The organism is Rhizobium sp. R693, assembly GCF_002211315.1.
Lineage (GTDB): Bacteria > Pseudomonadota > Alphaproteobacteria > Rhizobiales > Rhizobiaceae > Rhizobium.
Genome location: NZ_LOKY01000001.1, coordinates 359,728 through 375,354 on the forward strand (window position 1 = coordinate 359,728; position 15,627 = coordinate 375,354).

14 protein-coding genes and 1 pseudogene are annotated in these 15,627 nt (G+C 60.2%); 11 read left to right on the top strand and 4 right to left on the bottom strand.

The genetic code is table 11. The features are described from left to right. The first annotated feature begins 2 nt into the window (after positions 1–2). Entirely contained in the window at positions 3–1,151 is a 1,149-nt protein-coding gene (locus ATY79_RS01760; RefSeq protein WP_088702809.1) for a response regulator, read from the top strand. A 200-nt stretch (positions 1,152–1,351) separates the two neighbouring features. On the opposite strand, the gene ATY79_RS01765 is transcribed toward ATY79_RS01760, so the two are convergent. From ATY79_RS01765 to ATY79_RS01775, 3 genes and pseudogenes are all read right to left on the bottom strand, one after another. Next, the gene (locus ATY79_RS01765; RefSeq protein ID WP_088702810.1) at positions 1,352–3,094 is read right to left on the bottom strand and encodes a TRAP transporter large permease subunit; all 1,743 of its coding nucleotides are present in this window, start codon (positions 3,092–3,094) and stop codon (positions 1,352–1,354) included. After that, complete coding sequence (locus ATY79_RS01770; protein ID WP_245312303.1) at positions 3,091–3,699, bottom strand: TRAP transporter small permease subunit; 609 nt, start codon at positions 3,697–3,699, stop codon at positions 3,091–3,093. The genes ATY79_RS01765 and ATY79_RS01770 overlap by 4 nt, the downstream gene beginning before the upstream one ends. A 122-nt stretch (positions 3,700–3,821) precedes the next feature. After that, positions 3,822–4,964: pseudogene (locus tag ATY79_RS01775) on the bottom strand (TRAP transporter substrate-binding protein). Positions 4,965–5,359: 395 nt separating this feature from the next. Here ATY79_RS01775 and ATY79_RS01780 point away from each other — a divergent pair. The 4 genes from ATY79_RS01780 (at position 5,360) to ATY79_RS01795 (ending at position 7,995) form a co-directional block, all read left to right on the top strand. Beyond that, complete coding sequence (locus ATY79_RS01780; RefSeq protein WP_088702812.1) at positions 5,360–5,866, top strand: hypothetical protein; 507 nt, start codon at positions 5,360–5,362, stop codon at positions 5,864–5,866. Positions 5,867–6,206: 340 nt separating this feature from the next. Beyond that, positions 6,207–7,121, top strand: a complete 915-nt coding sequence (locus ATY79_RS01785; RefSeq protein WP_088702813.1) for a DnaJ C-terminal domain-containing protein — start codon at positions 6,207–6,209, stop codon at positions 7,119–7,121. Between the two features lie 2 nt (positions 7,122–7,123). Continuing rightward, positions 7,124–7,456, top strand: coding sequence for a chaperone modulator CbpM (locus ATY79_RS01790; RefSeq protein WP_088702814.1), 333 nt, complete (start codon positions 7,124–7,126; stop codon positions 7,454–7,456). Positions 7,457–7,509: 53 nt separating this feature from the next. Further along, positions 7,510–7,995: a cupin domain-containing protein gene (locus tag ATY79_RS01795; protein ID WP_088702815.1), complete on the top strand. Its 486-nt coding sequence runs from the start codon at positions 7,510–7,512 to the stop codon at positions 7,993–7,995. A gap of 6 nt (positions 7,996–8,001) precedes the next feature. On the opposite strand, the gene ATY79_RS01800 is transcribed toward ATY79_RS01795, so the two are convergent. Continuing rightward, positions 8,002–9,207 carry an ROK family transcriptional regulator gene (locus ATY79_RS01800; protein WP_088702816.1) on the bottom strand — a complete coding sequence of 402 codons (1,206 nt, stop codon included), beginning with the start codon at positions 9,205–9,207 and terminating at the stop codon, positions 8,002–8,004. A gap of 218 nt (positions 9,208–9,425) precedes the next feature. Here ATY79_RS01800 and ATY79_RS01805 point away from each other — a divergent pair, with 218 nt between their 5' ends. The 6 genes from ATY79_RS01805 to ugpC all read left to right on the top strand — a co-directional run bounded on the left by ATY79_RS01805 (position 9,426) and on the right by ugpC (position 15,476). Continuing rightward, positions 9,426–10,664 (top strand): extracellular solute-binding protein, encoded by a 1,239-nt coding sequence (locus ATY79_RS01805; protein WP_088702817.1) that lies wholly within the window; start codon positions 9,426–9,428, stop codon positions 10,662–10,664. Positions 10,665–10,737: 73 nt separating this feature from the next. After that, complete coding sequence (locus tag ATY79_RS01810; protein WP_088702818.1) at positions 10,738–11,622, top strand: sugar ABC transporter permease; 885 nt, start codon at positions 10,738–10,740, stop codon at positions 11,620–11,622. Continuing rightward, complete coding sequence (locus ATY79_RS01815; RefSeq protein ID WP_088702819.1) at positions 11,622–12,467, top strand: carbohydrate ABC transporter permease; 846 nt, start codon at positions 11,622–11,624, stop codon at positions 12,465–12,467. Before ATY79_RS01810 ends, ATY79_RS01815 begins: the two co-directional genes overlap by 1 nt. Beyond that, positions 12,464–13,486: an SIS domain-containing protein gene (locus ATY79_RS01820; RefSeq protein WP_088702820.1), complete on the top strand. Its 1,023-nt coding sequence runs from the start codon at positions 12,464–12,466 to the stop codon at positions 13,484–13,486. Before ATY79_RS01815 ends, ATY79_RS01820 begins: the two co-directional genes overlap by 4 nt. Next, positions 13,486–14,412, top strand: coding sequence for a PfkB family carbohydrate kinase (locus ATY79_RS01825; RefSeq protein ID WP_088702821.1), 927 nt, complete (start codon positions 13,486–13,488; stop codon positions 14,410–14,412). The genes ATY79_RS01820 and ATY79_RS01825 overlap by 1 nt, the downstream gene beginning before the upstream one ends. Then, entirely contained in the window at positions 14,409–15,476 is a 1,068-nt protein-coding gene (ugpC, locus tag ATY79_RS01830) for a sn-glycerol-3-phosphate ABC transporter ATP-binding protein UgpC (RefSeq protein WP_088702822.1), read from the top strand. Before ATY79_RS01825 ends, ugpC begins: the two co-directional genes overlap by 4 nt. The last annotated feature ends 151 nt before the right edge of the window (positions 15,477–15,627 follow it).

Here is a 15,627-nt window from a genome sequence, read left to right on the forward strand (position 1 = left end):
CAATGCACGATCCACCCCTCATTCTCGCCGTCGACGACACGCCGGAAAATCTCGAAATCCTGCAGATGCGCCTCGAGGCGTGTGGCTATGAAGTGGCGACCGCCGCAGACGGCGAAGAGGGCCTCGCCAAAGCGCACGACATCAAGCCTGATCTCATCCTTCTTGACGTCATGATGCCGAAGCTCGACGGTATCAGCCTCGTGCGCATGCTCAAGCAGGACGTTTCGCTGCGATCGATTCCGGTCATCCTCGTAACGGCAAAAGCCGACACGCGCGATGTCGTCGAGGGATTGGACGCTGGAGGCGATGACTATCTGACCAAGCCCTTCGAGCACCAGGCGCTGCTGGCGCGCGTCCGATCGATGCTGCGGCAGAAGACCCTTCACGACACCATCGAAGAGCAAACGCGGAGCCTTCATGACCAGGCTGCACGGTTGGCAGCATGGAATCAATCCCTCGAACAGAAAGTGGCGGAGCAGGTCAGCGCGATCGAGCGGATGGCTCGGCTGCGACGGTTTTTGCCCGCTCAGGTCGCCGATCTCATTGTTTCAGCCGAGAATGGCGACACGCTTCTCCAAAGCCACCGCCGCGAGGTGACGGTGGTTTTCTGTGATCTGCGCGGCTTCACGGCCTTCTCCGAGACCGCAGAGCCGGAAGAGGTCATGACGGTCCTTCGAGAGTATCATGCATGTCTTGGCAACCAAATCGTCCGGCACGAGGGAACTTTGGAGCGCTTTGTCGGCGACGGCGTCGTTGTTTTCTTCAACGATCCGCTGCCCTGTGCCGACCACACTGAGCGGGCAGTCTCGATGGCCACAGCGATGCGTGATGCCATTGATGAGCATTCAGAGCGGTGGCGCAAACGGGACTATGTGCTTGGTTTCGGTATCGGCATTGCGCGAGGCCACGCGACCATCGGTCGGATCGGCTTCGACCAGCGCTCGGACTACGCTGTCATCGGCACGGTGACGAACCACGCGGCTCGATTGTGCGAGGAAGCCAAGTCCCGTCAGATACTCGTCAGTCAACGCGTCTTTGCAGCCGTCGAATCGTTGATCGAGGCTGTTCCCGTCGGCGATTTGGCCCTGAAGGGACTTCACCGGCCAATGCCTGCCTACGCCGTCGTTCGGTGGCTTGGACCGTCATGGTGATGATGAACCGAGGAAGCTCCCCAATCGGGGCATGTACTCGGATGGACCGGCAAATGCGTGATGGCTGCGGTCGTGCTTACGGCAAGTGAACGGCGATCGTTGGTGCGAACCGGATCAAAGATAGGACAGCGAGACCGCAGGACCCACGCCAACACGGCAAGCCCTCCGTGGCTTCGTCATGATGCGAAAACGAGACGTTTCTATTCGTACAGGTAGCGTGGAAGCCATAGCGTCAGACCCGGCCAGAAATACATGATAACCATGCAAAGAATGACGATCAGCATGTATGGCATCATCCCCGCAAAGATCTGGTTCAAGGTGACATGCGGGGGCGAAACGCCCTTAAGGTAATAAGCCGACATCGCAACGGGCGGCGACAGGAACGCCGCCTGCAAATTGACGAAGACGAGTACGCCCCAAAGGATCGGATCGATGCCGAAGTGCCTGAGCATTGGCAAGAAGATCGGCACGAAAATGATAATGATTTCCGTCCACTCGAGCGGCCAGCCGAGAATGAAGATGATTGCCTGCGACAAGATCATGAACTGCACGGGCGTCATATCGAGAGCCAGCACCCACTGCTCGATAAGCGCCTGGCCGCCGAGAATTGCGAAGACGGCGGAAAAGAGTGCCGAGCCGACGAAGAGCCAGCAGACCATGGCGGTGGTCTTCGCGGTCAGGAACACCGCCTCTTGTGTGCGCTTCCAGTTGAGCGTGCGGGCCTGAAACGCCAACAGAAAGGCCCCGGCGGCGCCGACCGCAGCGGACTCCGTGGCCGTCGTGATACCGAACAAGATGACGGCGAGCACGACGATAGTCAGGATCGCAAGTGGCATGACAGACGAAGCCAGCAGCTTTACGACCTGCAGCCGCTCGGCACTCATATTCCTGTAGTAGCGCACGAGTACCGCCGCCACGATGAGAGCAATGATCCCGAACGCCAGGTAGAAGCTTGTGGACGGCCCGTTTACCACCACCGGGCCGGCGTCTGCTGCAGGAGCGCCGAGCTCTTCCAGCCCTTCCGGCGCTTGCGTCTGCCCCGATTCCCTTGGGTGGATGACGACATACCACCAAACGAGAGCCAGGGTGAATGCCATTAGCGAGAAAGGTACCAGTGCGGCACAGGCATTCTTGACCAGCTTCCAATAGGTAAGCCGCCCCTCGTCCGTCTCGATCGCCATCGCCTTTGACGGCGAGACCAATGCTGCGAAAAGCCCGACGAGCATATTGTTCGAATAGAGTCCCTGAAAGGGTTTCATCCAGGCGGCCACCGGAACCCTCGTCTGTTCCTCGGGCAAGGCGGGCGCGATCTTCGGACTGATCATGGCCCAGGCGAGAACGTAGACGAGATAGAGAAACGCCAGGAAGAAGCCGGGAAACATCGTGGCGGCATAGAGCTTGACGACCGACTGTCCTGCGACGGCGGCGTAGACGATAATCATCACCGATGGCGGGATCAAAATCCCCAGTGTTCCCCCGGCCGTGATCACCCCGGAGGCAAGCTTGACGTCATAGCCGGCGCGCAGCATCGGGCTCATCGCGATGACGCCCATCAATACGACGACAGCGCCCACGAGACCACTGGCGATGCCCCAGAAGGTGCATATGATCAAAGTCGCTACGGCGAGGGAGGCCGGCACCCGCCGGAAAGAAAGCTGGATGCTGTAAAACATCTTGTCGACCAACGCACCGCGCTCCATCACGTAGCCCATCAGCACGAAAAGCGGGATCGAGACGAGGACGTCATTGGTCATCGCCCCATAGGTGCGCTGGACCATCAGGTCAAAGACGCGATTGTCGATCCAATGCTCGGCCGGATTGTAGAATGCATAAAAGCCGAAGAGCATGCCAAGCCCCATCAGCGTGAAGGCTGTCGGAAACCCCATCACGATAACGACCACGATGAGAACCAGCATCGTCAATCCAAGGAACGGATCGCTCACCTCTCGATGTCTCCATCCCGAGCCCGTTGCCGGGCCGCCCTGTCGATATCCTGAGCACGCCCGATCGCCGCCTCGCGTGTCTGCGCATCTATGTGCTCGCTATGGGCAAGCTGCTCGGCGACGACGTCGATCTCTTCCACATCCTTTATCCGGGCCGGCCATTGGCCGGTTCTCAAGCAGACGATGCAGCGGGTGATCTCGGCCAGCCCCTGAAACATGACGAGCGCGCCCGCGATCGGGATGACGGTCTTGAAATAATAGATTGGTGGGCCTTCGGCTGTCACCGTCGAATGCTCGCCGATCCGCCAGGATAGCGCCGCATAGTCATAGCCGGCATAGATGAGCGCGGCGACGCCTGGCAGGAAAAACAGGATATAAAGAATGAGATCGAGGCTCGCCTGTATTCGGGGCCGCAACGAGCTGTAGAGAAAGTCGCCCCGAACATGAGCGTTTTGTGCCAGCGCATAGGCTCCCGCCAGCATGAACAGGGTGCCGTACAACATGTTGGTGGCATCAAAGATCCACGCCGTCGGCATGTTCATGATGTAGCGCTTGAAGACTTCGATGCACACGAGCATCATCAACGCGATGATCAGCCAGGCCATAGCTTTGCCGACCCACACACTGATCGCATCAACCCTTATGAGAAACTGCTGAACCCGCACGGCTGCCCCCCAGATAGGCGACCATCTTCGTCAGAAAGCATCATTGCTGACTGGCGATGAGATCATAGTTGCTTGGCAACTCCGTTGCGGCCGAAGTAGTGGTCGAAGGCTATCCGGCGATTGACAAGTGTGTCCTGCTCCCAACGAGTCGCCCGCTCGGCAAAGGCTATCTGGGACTCGATAACCTCCTTGAACAGCGGGTTTTCCGCCGCCTTCTTCTTCACGACGTCGTCGTAGATTTCCAGTTGCCGTTTGAGGATCGCCTCCGGGGTCTTGTAGAACTTCACCTTGTCGACCGTCTGCATCTCCAAATAGTCTTTCGAATAGCGGTCGATCGCCTTCCAGTGCATGTCCTGGGAGGCTGCCTCCGCGGCGTTGGAGACGATCGACTTCATCTGATCGGGCAATGCATCGTATTTCGTCTTGTTGAACAGCACTTCGAACTGCTCGGCATTCTGGTGAAAGCTCTACAACATGCAGATCTTGGAGACATCGGGAAATCCGAGGGCCCGGTCCGACGACGCATTGTTGAATTCGGCTGCGTCCAGAAGCCCGCGGTCCAATGCCGCTACGATCTCGCCACCCGGCAGGGCGTTGACCGCGGCACCGAGACCAGTGAAGACATCGATGGAAATGCCGACAGTGCGAAATTTCAGTCCCTGAAAATCCTCGATCTGGGCCACTGGCTTTTTAAACCAACCGAGCGGCTGTGTCGGCATCGGGCCGTAGAGGAACGAAACGACATTCGCCCCGATCGATTGATAAAGCTTTTCGAGGATCTGCTTGCCACCGCCATATTTGTGCCAGGAAAGCAGCATGTTGGCATCCATGGCAAAGCCCGGTCCCGATCCCCACAGCGCCAAGGCCGCCTGCTTGCCATAATGGTAGGAAACCACACCATGCCCGCCGTCGAGCGTTCCTTTGGAGACAGCGTCGAGCAGACCGAAGGCCGGCACCACCGCACCTGCCGGCAGCACTTCTATTTTGAGATCGCCGCCGGTCATGTCAGTGATCTTCTTTGCGAAATCAAGCGCGAACTCGTGAAAGATGTCCTTCGACGGCCAGGTGCTTTGCCAACGCATGTTGATTGGCCCCTGCGCGGCGACCACGCTGGGAGCTGCGACCATCGCCCCCCCTGCCATGACTGCGCCGCTTAAGAATTTGCGGCGCGACGTCTTTGCCTTGACTTGGGATGTCGGTCTCATCTTTTCCTCCCAAAGGCACGGGCCTCAGCCCTATGCGGTTTCTCCTATATCCTGCTCATAAGCCTGTTGTTTTAGCGCCTGATGATACTCTCGCGTGAGCCCTAAGCAAAGCGCGCCGGTCGCTGCGAAATTGGCAGCAGGTCCGAGGCGATGGAGGCGCCCGATCCGGCCTGTGGATACGGTCCGGAACACGAGTGTATCCAACGGTTGCCCGGACGTCTCGGCATAGCTGACGGCGTGAACCGATGAGCGTCCGCTCGTTTAAGTTTTATCTCAATTGACGAAAATCACTTGCGCTGCGGCATCGCTTCAGGACATTTTGGTCGATCTCGTACACCCGAGAGGAACTTTGAGGCATTCTGAGGCATTCTTGATCATCTCCAGGGGAGGACGTCATGAAGTGCTGCCAACGAGCGGGAGTGACCGCGCTTTTGTATCTTGTCAGCGCAGCCGCATATGCCGATGAGGCTCCGTTCCTCCAGTCGCTTGCCGGCGATTGGACGGGCGGAGGCATGATGAAGCGCACGATCGCCTCGTCCCCGATCAACCTCAGTTGCAGTTTCAAGACGCAGGCGAATGGCGAGGCGCTTTCGATGAAGGGGACGTGCCGCGGGATGATCGTCATAACAAGACCGGTGTCGGCCAATATAAAGGTTAGCGGTACGCAATATGCCGGCAGCTACGTCGGTCCGTCAGGGGGCGTATCTGGCCTTCACGGAAGCCGACGCGGCGACGCCATCAATCTCGCGGTACGCTGGTCAAAGGTTATAAACGGCGACCGAAGCGCCAACATGACCATCCAACGTGTCGATGCCAATGCGATCCGGATCCGCACCGTCGACGAGGACCCGGCATCCGGCCAGCAAGTTGTGACCAGCGAGATCAACCTGCAGCGTGACTAGGGTGCGTCTCGCCGCCAAAGACAGTCGCTCCCCACTTGTCGAACGCAAGCATATGTGGCGGCGCCAGCTTGGAGAAGGCGGACGAACATCAAGTCGATCGTCAACCCGAAGACAAAGGGCATCGACCAGGCTCAAGATCGCCCACCCCTTCAAGGGATCACGGACAGGGTGTGGCCTTCAACGAGCGCTTGTCGCTATCAGGCATCGGTCCTTCGTTCCTTGCGCGTTGAATTTGACCCCATCGGCAAGCCGCCAATACAACCTCTCGTCCCAGCCGGAGTGCAAACCTATATAGATGACAAAATGCCGGCGATTTCCCCCGGCTGAACCGGAGACATGCATGAGCCGCGATCCATACGAGCTTCTCGGCGTGAAGAAAGACGCCACGCCGAAAGAGATTCAAAGCGCATTTCGCAAGCTCGCCAAGAAACTTCATCCTGATCTCAACCCTGGCGACAAGAAGACAGAAGAGCGATTTAAAGAGATTTCCGCCGCCTACGAGCTTTTGAGCGACCAGGAAAAACGCGGGCGCTTCGATCGCGGCGAGATCGACATGAGCGGCGCCGAGCAGGCGCAGCGCCACTACTATCGCGACTACGCGTCTGCCGCCAACGCGGGCAATCCTTACCACAACAGTGCGGGTTTTGCAGATTTTGGCGACAGCGACGACATCTTCTCGAGCTTCTTTTCGCGACGGGCACGGGGAGGCGAATTTCGCGCACAAGGCCAGGACCGCCACTACTCGATGGAGGTGGATTTCCTTGACGCCGTCAACGGCACGAAGACGCAGATCCGGCTGCCGGATGGGCCGGCGCTCGACCTGCAGGTCCCACCGGGAACGCGTGACGGCCAGACACTCAGACTTCGAGGCAAAGGCGAGCCCGGTATCGGCGGTGGTCGATCCGGAGATGCGCTTGTTGAAATTCGCGTGCGTGCGCATCGCTTCTATGTTCGTGATGGCGACGACATACGCTTCGATCTGCCGATCACGCTGCGCGAGGCCGTGCTCGGCGGCAAGGTGCGAGCGCCAACACCGTCCGGTCCCGTCAACCTCACATTGCCCCCGCACTCAAACACCGGGAAGGTTCTGCGCCTGAAGGGCAAGGGCGTTGCGAAGAAAGGCGGCGGCGCTGGAGATATCTACATCTCGCTGAAAATCGTGCTGCCGGACGCGCCCGATCTGCACCTGAGCGAGTTCATGACCGGCTGGACAGCAGGCGAACAGCAGGATCCGAGAAAGAGCATGGGAGAATAGCCATGGATGATCTTGAATTCCGCCGTTTTCTGAAGATCGACGTGAGGGCGCTTGACGTCTGGGTCGAACAGGGGTGGCTATTGCCGCAGACGCGTGACGGCGCTCGTGATTTTCGTGATACGGATGTGGCCCGCGCGCAGCTCATCCTCGACCTGACGCGGAACATGGGCGTCAACGACGCCGGCGTCGACCTCATCATGGATTTGATCGATCAGATTCACGGGCTGCGTGGTACGCTTCGGGAAATGCTCGCCGCCATGGAGGAGCAGGATGAGGAGGTGAAGCGCAGGCTGCGCGGCAAGCTCGATGAGCTCTGTGGCATTCACGGCCTCTAGCCAATGGCTGCCAAGCATCATCGCAGCGACCCGATTGCCTGACGGAGATGAACATGACCGAAAAACAGCAAGATCATGACCACCATCAGATGGACTGGCGCGAGCATGGCGTAAAGGTCATCCCGGGCAATTCGCTCGACCCCAATACCGCGCAGACACCCGGCATGAACCGGGCGACGGCGATCAACCATGCACGCGCGGGAGCCGAGAAGATATGGGCGGGTACCGTGACCATCCACGCGAATGCAAAGACCGGCGCCCATCACCATGGCGATCTCGAAAGCATCATCTATGTGGTGGCGGGGAAGGCACGCATGCGCTGGGGCGACCATCTCGAATTTACGGCGGAAGCCGGCCCCGGGGATTTCATCTATGTGCCGCCCTACGTCCCACATCAGGAAATCAATGCCAGCCGCGACGAGACGCTTGAATGCGTCGTCATACGATCCGGCCAGGAGCCGGTGGTCGTCAATCTTAATATCGAACCGGTTGAACAACCGGAAGACGTTGCATGGATCGACCCGATCCATCGATCCTGAGCGCCCTTAGAGCGAACCCTTGAGAATGGCAGCAAAGCTCGGATCGAAGGCGCGGCTGATCGGATCGGCGGCGGCCCCGAGGGCGACGGCCCAGGGATCGGTCATTCCAAGCTGAAAGCGGGGAATGACCCGGTCTTTGCGATCGGCGATCGATGGTGGCAAAGGGTGCATCGCCTCGACCAGACGTCGCGCCAGGGCTTCCGGCGCGCCACCGCACAGTATCACGGTCTGGGGATCAAAGATCGATTCGATGAGATGCACGCTCCAGCGCAGATCCATGACCGCCTCCTCGATCCAGCTCTTTATTCTCGCATCATCCTTCAGCGCCAGTTCATTGACCATCTGGTAGAGGTCGGGATCTGACGGATCGATCGCCAGATGCTGGTAGAGCGAAGCAAGTGAGGCGCGATGTTCGAGCGGCGTCGGGCTGCCGCTTGCCGAAAGCAGGGCCATACCGATTTCGCCGGCATTGCCATTGGCACCGCTGTAAAGTTCCCCACCGAGGATCAGACCGGCACCGATGCCGTAACCGAGATAGAGGCAGACGGCGTGGTCAAGCCCGTGGGCAGCACCGACCATGCGCTCTGCCGTGGCACATGCGGCCGCGTCGTTTTGCAGGCGAACGCCAAGCCCGGTGCCTGCCGCGAGGGTTTCCTGCAGCGGAAACGTCTGCCATGCAGCCATCATCCAGGGATCGTCACCGGAGGTCTCGATCCCGAACGGGCCAGGCATTGCAACACCCAGACCAACCAGCCGACGCTCCGATTGAGCGACAAGCCCTGCAAGATTCTGACGAACCGTCTCGATCAGCTCCAAAATAACCGCTGCACCGCGTGACGGCCCGTCGACAGGCAGGTTCGCCTCGGCCCGGGTCAGCACATTGCCGACAAGATCGACGGCGATCGCCCGGGTTACGTGACGGTCGATCTGCAAACCGATCGCAAACGCTCCTTCCGGCACCAGCCGATAGGGTGTCGACGGCTGCCCCCTGCCCTTGCGAACAGCCTCCTGCGCGGTGACCAGCCCCTCTTGTTCGAGTTCGTCGATGATGTTCGACACGGTCTGCTTGGTGAGCTTCGTGGCGCGCGCAAGGTCTGCTCTCGAAAGCGCTCCGTTCATCCTCAGGGCATCCATCATTACCCGCCTGTTGTGGGCGCTGGTGCCTTCATGATTGGTGCCGCTCTTTGCCCGTATCGGGCGCGTGTCGTTCATTCCGAATTCCTCTTGACAGCAGTAGAATATTGAAGAAGAAATAAGTCAAGACAATTGACTTAATAAGGAACCGAGAGTTCCAGGGAACGAAGAGAGCCCAAAAAAGCTCCGAGGACGCTCCGAGACTGGCAGCTGGCCCACCGGCGCCTTTTCGACAACCGATGGCGGCGACAGCCGCCCTTGGAAAACGGGTGAATGTCAAAAAACTGGAGGCTGGAATGTTGAAATCCCTAAACAAGATGCTTCTTGGCGCGGCATTGATCGGTGCATCCTTTGCGCCGCACGCCTTTGCCGAGACCGCGATCAATGCGCTGTTCATGGCGCAGGCCGCTTATAGCGAAGCCGACGTCCGCGCCATGACCGATGCCTTCTCAAAGGCGAACCCTGACGTCAAGGTCAATCTGGAATTCGTCCCTTATGAGGGCTTGCACGACAAGACGGTGCTTGCGCAGGGTTCCGGCGGCGGCTATGACGTCGTCCTCTTCGACGTCATCTGGCCGGCCGAATACGCGACCAACAAGGTCCTGGTCGACGTCTCCTCACGCATTACCGATGATATGAAGAAGGGTGTCCTGCCTGGCGCCTGGACCACGGTCCAGTACGACGGAAAATATTACGGCATGCCGTGGATCCTGGACACCAAATATCTGTTCTATAACAAGGAAATCCTTGAGAAAGCCGGCATCAAGGCGCCGCCGAAGACCTGGGACGAGCTGAGCGAGCAGGCAAAAACGATCAAGGACAAGGGCCTCCTTGCAACGCCGATCGCCTGGAGCTGGTCACAGGCCGAAGCCGCCATTTGCGACTACACGACACTCGTTAGCGCCTACAAGGGCGATTTCTTGAAGGACGGCAAGCCCGCCTTCCAGAATGGCGGTGGTCTCGACGCGCTGAACTACATGGTGTCCAGCTACAAGTCCGGCCTGACCAACCCGAACTCCAAGGAATTCCTGGAAGAGGATGTGCGCAAGGTCTTCGAAAACGGCGATGCCGCTTTTGCCCTGAACTGGACCTACATGTACAACATGGCCAACGATCCGAAGGACAGCAAGGTCGCAGGCAAGGTCGGCGTCGTCCCGGCTCCGGGCGTTTCAGGCAAGAGCGAGGCGTCGGCCGTCAACGGCTCGATGGGCCTTGGCGTCACGACCGCCAGCAAGCATCCGGAAGAGGCCTGGAAATATATCGCCTTCATGACCTCGCAGGCGACGCAGAACCAGTATGCCAAGCTCAGCCTGCCGATCTGGGCCTCATCCTATGATGATCCAGCCGTGACCAAGGGCCAGGAAGAACTGATCGCTGCGGCCAAGGTCGGCCTCGCAGCCATGTATCCGCGTCCGACGACGCCGAAGTATCAGGAGCTTTCGACGGCTCTGCAGCAGGCGATCCAGGAATCCCTGCTTGGCCAGGCCTCGCCGCAAGACGCCCTGAAGACGGCTGCCGACAACAGCGGCCTCTAGGCGATAGAGCCGCCAGGCGGCGCCTGCCGCCTGGCCCCCACTTCGACAATGCGATGAATTGAGAGGGCGCCTCATGTCCGGCACCTGGATGACAACCCGCGCGTGGCTTTTGATGTTGCCGCTGCTTGTCGTGATGATTGCCGTCATCGGGTGGCCGCTGGTCGACACCGTTGGCCTGTCTTTCACAGACGCCAAGCTTGTGGGTACCGCCGGCAATTTCGTCGGCATCGACAACTACGCAAAGATGGTCTCCGGTTCGAATTTCCAGCGAACGCTGATCACCAACGCCTGGTTCGCGATCATTTCGGTCGCCGCCGAAATGGTGATCGGTGTGCTTGCGGCACTTCTCCTCAACCAGGATTTTCGTGGTCGAGCGGTCTTGCGCGCGTTGATGATCCTCCCCTGGGCGCTGCCAACAGTGGTGAACGCCACGCTGTGGCGGCTGATCTACAATCCGGAATACGGCGCGCTCAACGCAGCGCTGATGCAAATCGGCCTGATCGATGCCTATCGCTCGTGGCTCGGTGAACCGGGGACGGCGCTTGGCGCTCTGATCGTTGCCGATTGCTGGAAGAACTTCCCCCTGGTGGCGCTCATTGCCCTTGCTGCCCTGCAGGCGGTACCCCGTGACGTCACTGCCGCCTCACTGGTCGACGGCGCCGGTCCCTTCGCCCGCTTTCGCTTCGTCATCCTGCCCTATCTCGCCGGCCCGCTGATGGTGGCGCTGGTCCTGCGCACCATCGAGGCCTTCAAGGTGTTCGACATCATCTGGGTCATGACCCGTGGCGGCCCTGCCAACAGCACGAGGACGCTGTCGATCCTGGTCTATCAGGAAGCGTTTTCCTTCCAGCGCGCCGGTTCCGGCGCCTCCTTGGCGTTGATCGTCACGTTGCTGGTGACGCTGCTTGCCGTCGCCTATGCCGCTTTGGTGCGCAAGAGCGCGGGGAGTGCTGCCTGATGGAACGGAAGAGCCCGATATTTTCGGTCTTCATTTATGCTTGCGCGTTGCTGCTTGCCGCCGTCATTCTCGCGCCCATTCTGTGGCTCTTCATCATGAGCATCTCGCCGGCGGCCGATCTTGCCGCCAGGCCGCTGCGCTGGTGGCCACAGTCGGCTGATTTTTCGCGCTATGCCACGCTGCTTTCAACTATTGAAAACAGCGCAGGCGCGGCCTTCACCTCGTCGCTCAGGAACAGCATCGAGGTTGCCGGCATGGCGACGATTGCCGCCATCGCGCTGGCCATTCCAGCCGGTTGGGCCGTGTCGCGGACCCCGTCCGTCGGCTGGTCGCTGTCAATGGTCATTGCCACCTATATGCTGCCGCCGGTAGCACTTGCCGTGCCGCTCTACATGGGCCTGGCCTATCTCGGCATGCTGAACAACGTCTTCGGCCTTGCCCTCGTCTATCTGACGATCCTTGCGCCCTTCACGACATGGCTGATGAAATCCGGCTTCGACTCCATCCCGAGGGAAATCGAAGCCGCGGCAACGATCGACGGCGCGGGCCTGTTCCAGACCTGGAAAATCATCACCCTGCCGCTCGCCATGCCTGTCGTCGCAACCTCGGCGCTGTTTGCCTTCCTGCTCGGCTGGGATGAATTCTTCTATGCGCTGCTCTTCACCTCCGACCAGCGCGCCAAGACACTCACGGTTGCCATTGCCGATCTCGCCGGTGGCCGTGTCTCCGATTACGGATTGATCGCAACCGCCGGCGTGCTTGCCGCCCTGCCCCCGGTGCTGGTCGGTCTCGTCATGCAACGGGCCCTGATTTCAGGGCTGACAAGTGGCGGCGTCAAGGGATGACAAGCACCATGGAAACCACAAGACCAGCCGGCCTGATTGCCATCGACCGGGAAATGGCGCGTCAGCATGCCGATGCCCTGGCATCTTACGACAGCGCAAAGAAGACCGCTGAGGCCATCGCGGCATCGCTGAAGAAGAATGGTCGCGTCCTCCTTCTCGGCATGGGCGGATCTCATGCCGTCGGTCGCGCGGTCGAACCGCTCTACCGCGCCCGCGGCATCGATGCGATCGCACTGCCTCTTTCCGAACAATTGGGGCAGCCACTTTCACTCGAAGGACGAACCGTTCTGATGACGTCGCAATCCGGCGAAAGTGCTGAGGTGGTGCGCTGGTTCAATGAGACCCGGCGCGGCCTTGACACCTTCGGGCTGACGCTGGAGGCAGGATCGTTTCTCGCGCGCGCGGCCCCTTCACTGATAGGAGCTGGCGGAACCGAGCTGGCATTTGCGGCTACCCGCAGCCTCACTGTCTCCTTTGCCCTGCACCTGGCCGTGCTGGCAGCCCTTGGCGAGGATCCCGCAGCCTCGCTCGCTGCTCTTGCTTCCCCCGAAACACCAAGCATCGATGCCGCTCTTGCCGCTCTGGACGGGGTGGCGAGCGTCGTTACCTCAGGCAGGCGCCTGCAAGGCTTGGCCGAGGCGCTGGCGCTTGGCCTGACCGAGCTCTCCCGTCGCCCTTGCTTCTCGCTGGAGGGCGGCCAGTTGCGACATGGACCGATGGAGATGCTCGGCCCGGCGATCGGTGTCATTCTGTTCAAAGGGCGGGACGGCACGGCGGGCCTGGTCACCGCCATGGCGGTATCGGCCGTCGCAACCGGTGCTCCGGTCGTCATCTTCGATGCATCGGGCGAAGAGCCTGTCGCCGGCGCAGTTACCATCGGCTTCAATCAGGCCTCCGGCCTTGCCGCGATTTTCGCAATGCTGCCTGTGGCACAGCGCCTGATGATTGCCTTTGCCGATGCGCGGGTCGAAAACGCCGGCACACCCCTGCGCTCGACAAAGATAACCCGGAGTGAATGATGCGTCCGCTTGCCGTCATCGGAAACGTCAATGTCGACCTCATCCTCGGTCCTGCGGCGCCCTGGCCGAAGGCTGGCACCGAGATCATCGTCGATCATGACGAACTGCGCGTGGGTGGAGCGGCTGGCAATAGCGCGCTCGCCTGGAATGGCCTCGGCGTCGCGTTCGAGATTGCAGCCAATGTCGGCAACGACCAGTTCGGCCAGTGGCTGCGCGAGGCTTTCGCCGAGCGTGCCGCGAACTGGCCGGTGCGCCCGGAGCAAACGACACTGTCCGTCGGCATAACGCATCCGGACGGAGAGCGTACCTTCTTTACCACCCGCGGGCACCTGCCGCGCTTCAGCCTGGGCGATGTCTTGGCCGTTCTTAACGGCGCGAAGCTGTCAGGCGGCTATGTGTTGCTCTGCGGCTCGTTCCTGACAGACGATCTGACAGGGCAATACGATGCTTTCTTCGACTGGGCGGACCAGCACGACATTGCGATTGCGCTCGATACAGGCTGGCCGCTCGACGGCTGGACGACCGCAAATTGCGATGCCACGCGACGCTGGCTGTCTCGCTGCGCAATCGCACTTCTCAACGAAGTGGAAACCACGACGCTTGCCGGCCTCGACGACCCTGCCGAAGCAGCAGTCAAGATCCGATCGCACATGCCTGATGGCGCAATCGTCGTTGTCAAACGCGGCCCTGAGGGGGCGCTTGCGATCGGCGCTGACGGTCAATGCATCCAGGCTACGGCCCCCTCGGTCAAGGTTGTCGACACGATCGGCGCCGGCGACGTCTTCAATGCCGGCTTTCTGGCTGCATTGGCAAAAGAAGAGCCGCTCGCCGCCTGCCTGAAGGCGGGCACTAAAGTCGCCTCGCGGGCGATTTCCACCCTTCCCCGCAGCTACGGCTCATCCGCATCCAAGGAAACGGCTCAATGAGTGCGCTTGAAATCGACAATATCCGCAAGACATATGGCGATGTCGAAACGTTGAAGGGCATCGACATCGCGCTCGAAAGCGGCGAATTTCTCGTACTCCTCGGCTCGTCGGGCTGCGGGAAGTCGACCCTGCTCAACATCATCGCAGGACTGGCCGCGGCAACAAGCGGCGATGTTCTCATCGGCGGACGCTCCGTCCTTGGCGTGCACCCGAAGGATCGCGACATCGCCATGGTCTTCCAGTCCTATGCGCTCTATCCGAACCTGACGGTCCACCGCAATATCGGTTTTGGTCTGGAGATGCGCAAAGTTCCGGCCGCCGAGCGCGACCGGGCTGTGCGCGACGCAGCCAAACTGTTGCAGATCGAAAGCCTGCTCGAGCGCAAACCGAGCCAGTTGTCGGGTGGCCAGCGCCAGCGCGTTGCAATCGGTCGCGCGCTTGTGCGCAAGCCGCAGGTCTTCCTCTTCGACGAACCGCTTTCCAATCTCGATGCGAAGCTGCGCATGGAGATGCGCACCGAACTGAAGCGGCTGCATCAGATGTTGAAGACAACCGTCGTCTACGTCACGCATGACCAGATCGAGGCCATGACGCTTGCCACCCGCATCGCGGTCATGCGTGACGGGCGGATCGAACAGCTTGGCACGCCATCCGAGATTTACGACAGGCCGGCAACCCTTTATGTCGCCACCTTCGTCGGTGCGCCGCCAATGAACCTCTTGAACGCGACGGTGCGCGCAAGTGAACTTCAGATTGACGGCAGCGACGCCCTGCTGCCGCTGCCAGACGAACTTGAAACCCGACCCGAGGATGGGCAAAAACTGATCGCAGGCATACGGCCGGAAGCACTTCGACTTGGCTCGTCCGGGCTCACGATTGCGGCCAGCTGCGAGGTTGGCGAATTGACCGGCCCTGAGCTTGTCGTTACCGCCCTTGCCGGCATGCAACGGATCACGGCCTGCCTGCCACCGCGCACGGCTTTGGAGATTGGCCAGCCATTGACGCTTTCTTTTGACCGGGAGGCAATTCACCTCTTCGATGCAAAGAGCGGATTGCGCCTATAGGTGGCGCCACGCGTCCTCGCACCGCATACCCAGTATCGGAAATGCCAGCCTATGGGATTGGCATCATGCGTGCCACTGGAGCGGAGTTAATTCTTGCGCTGTCCACCGGATGGTCGCTAAACCATGTTTCCATGTCTGTGAGCTTTTTACC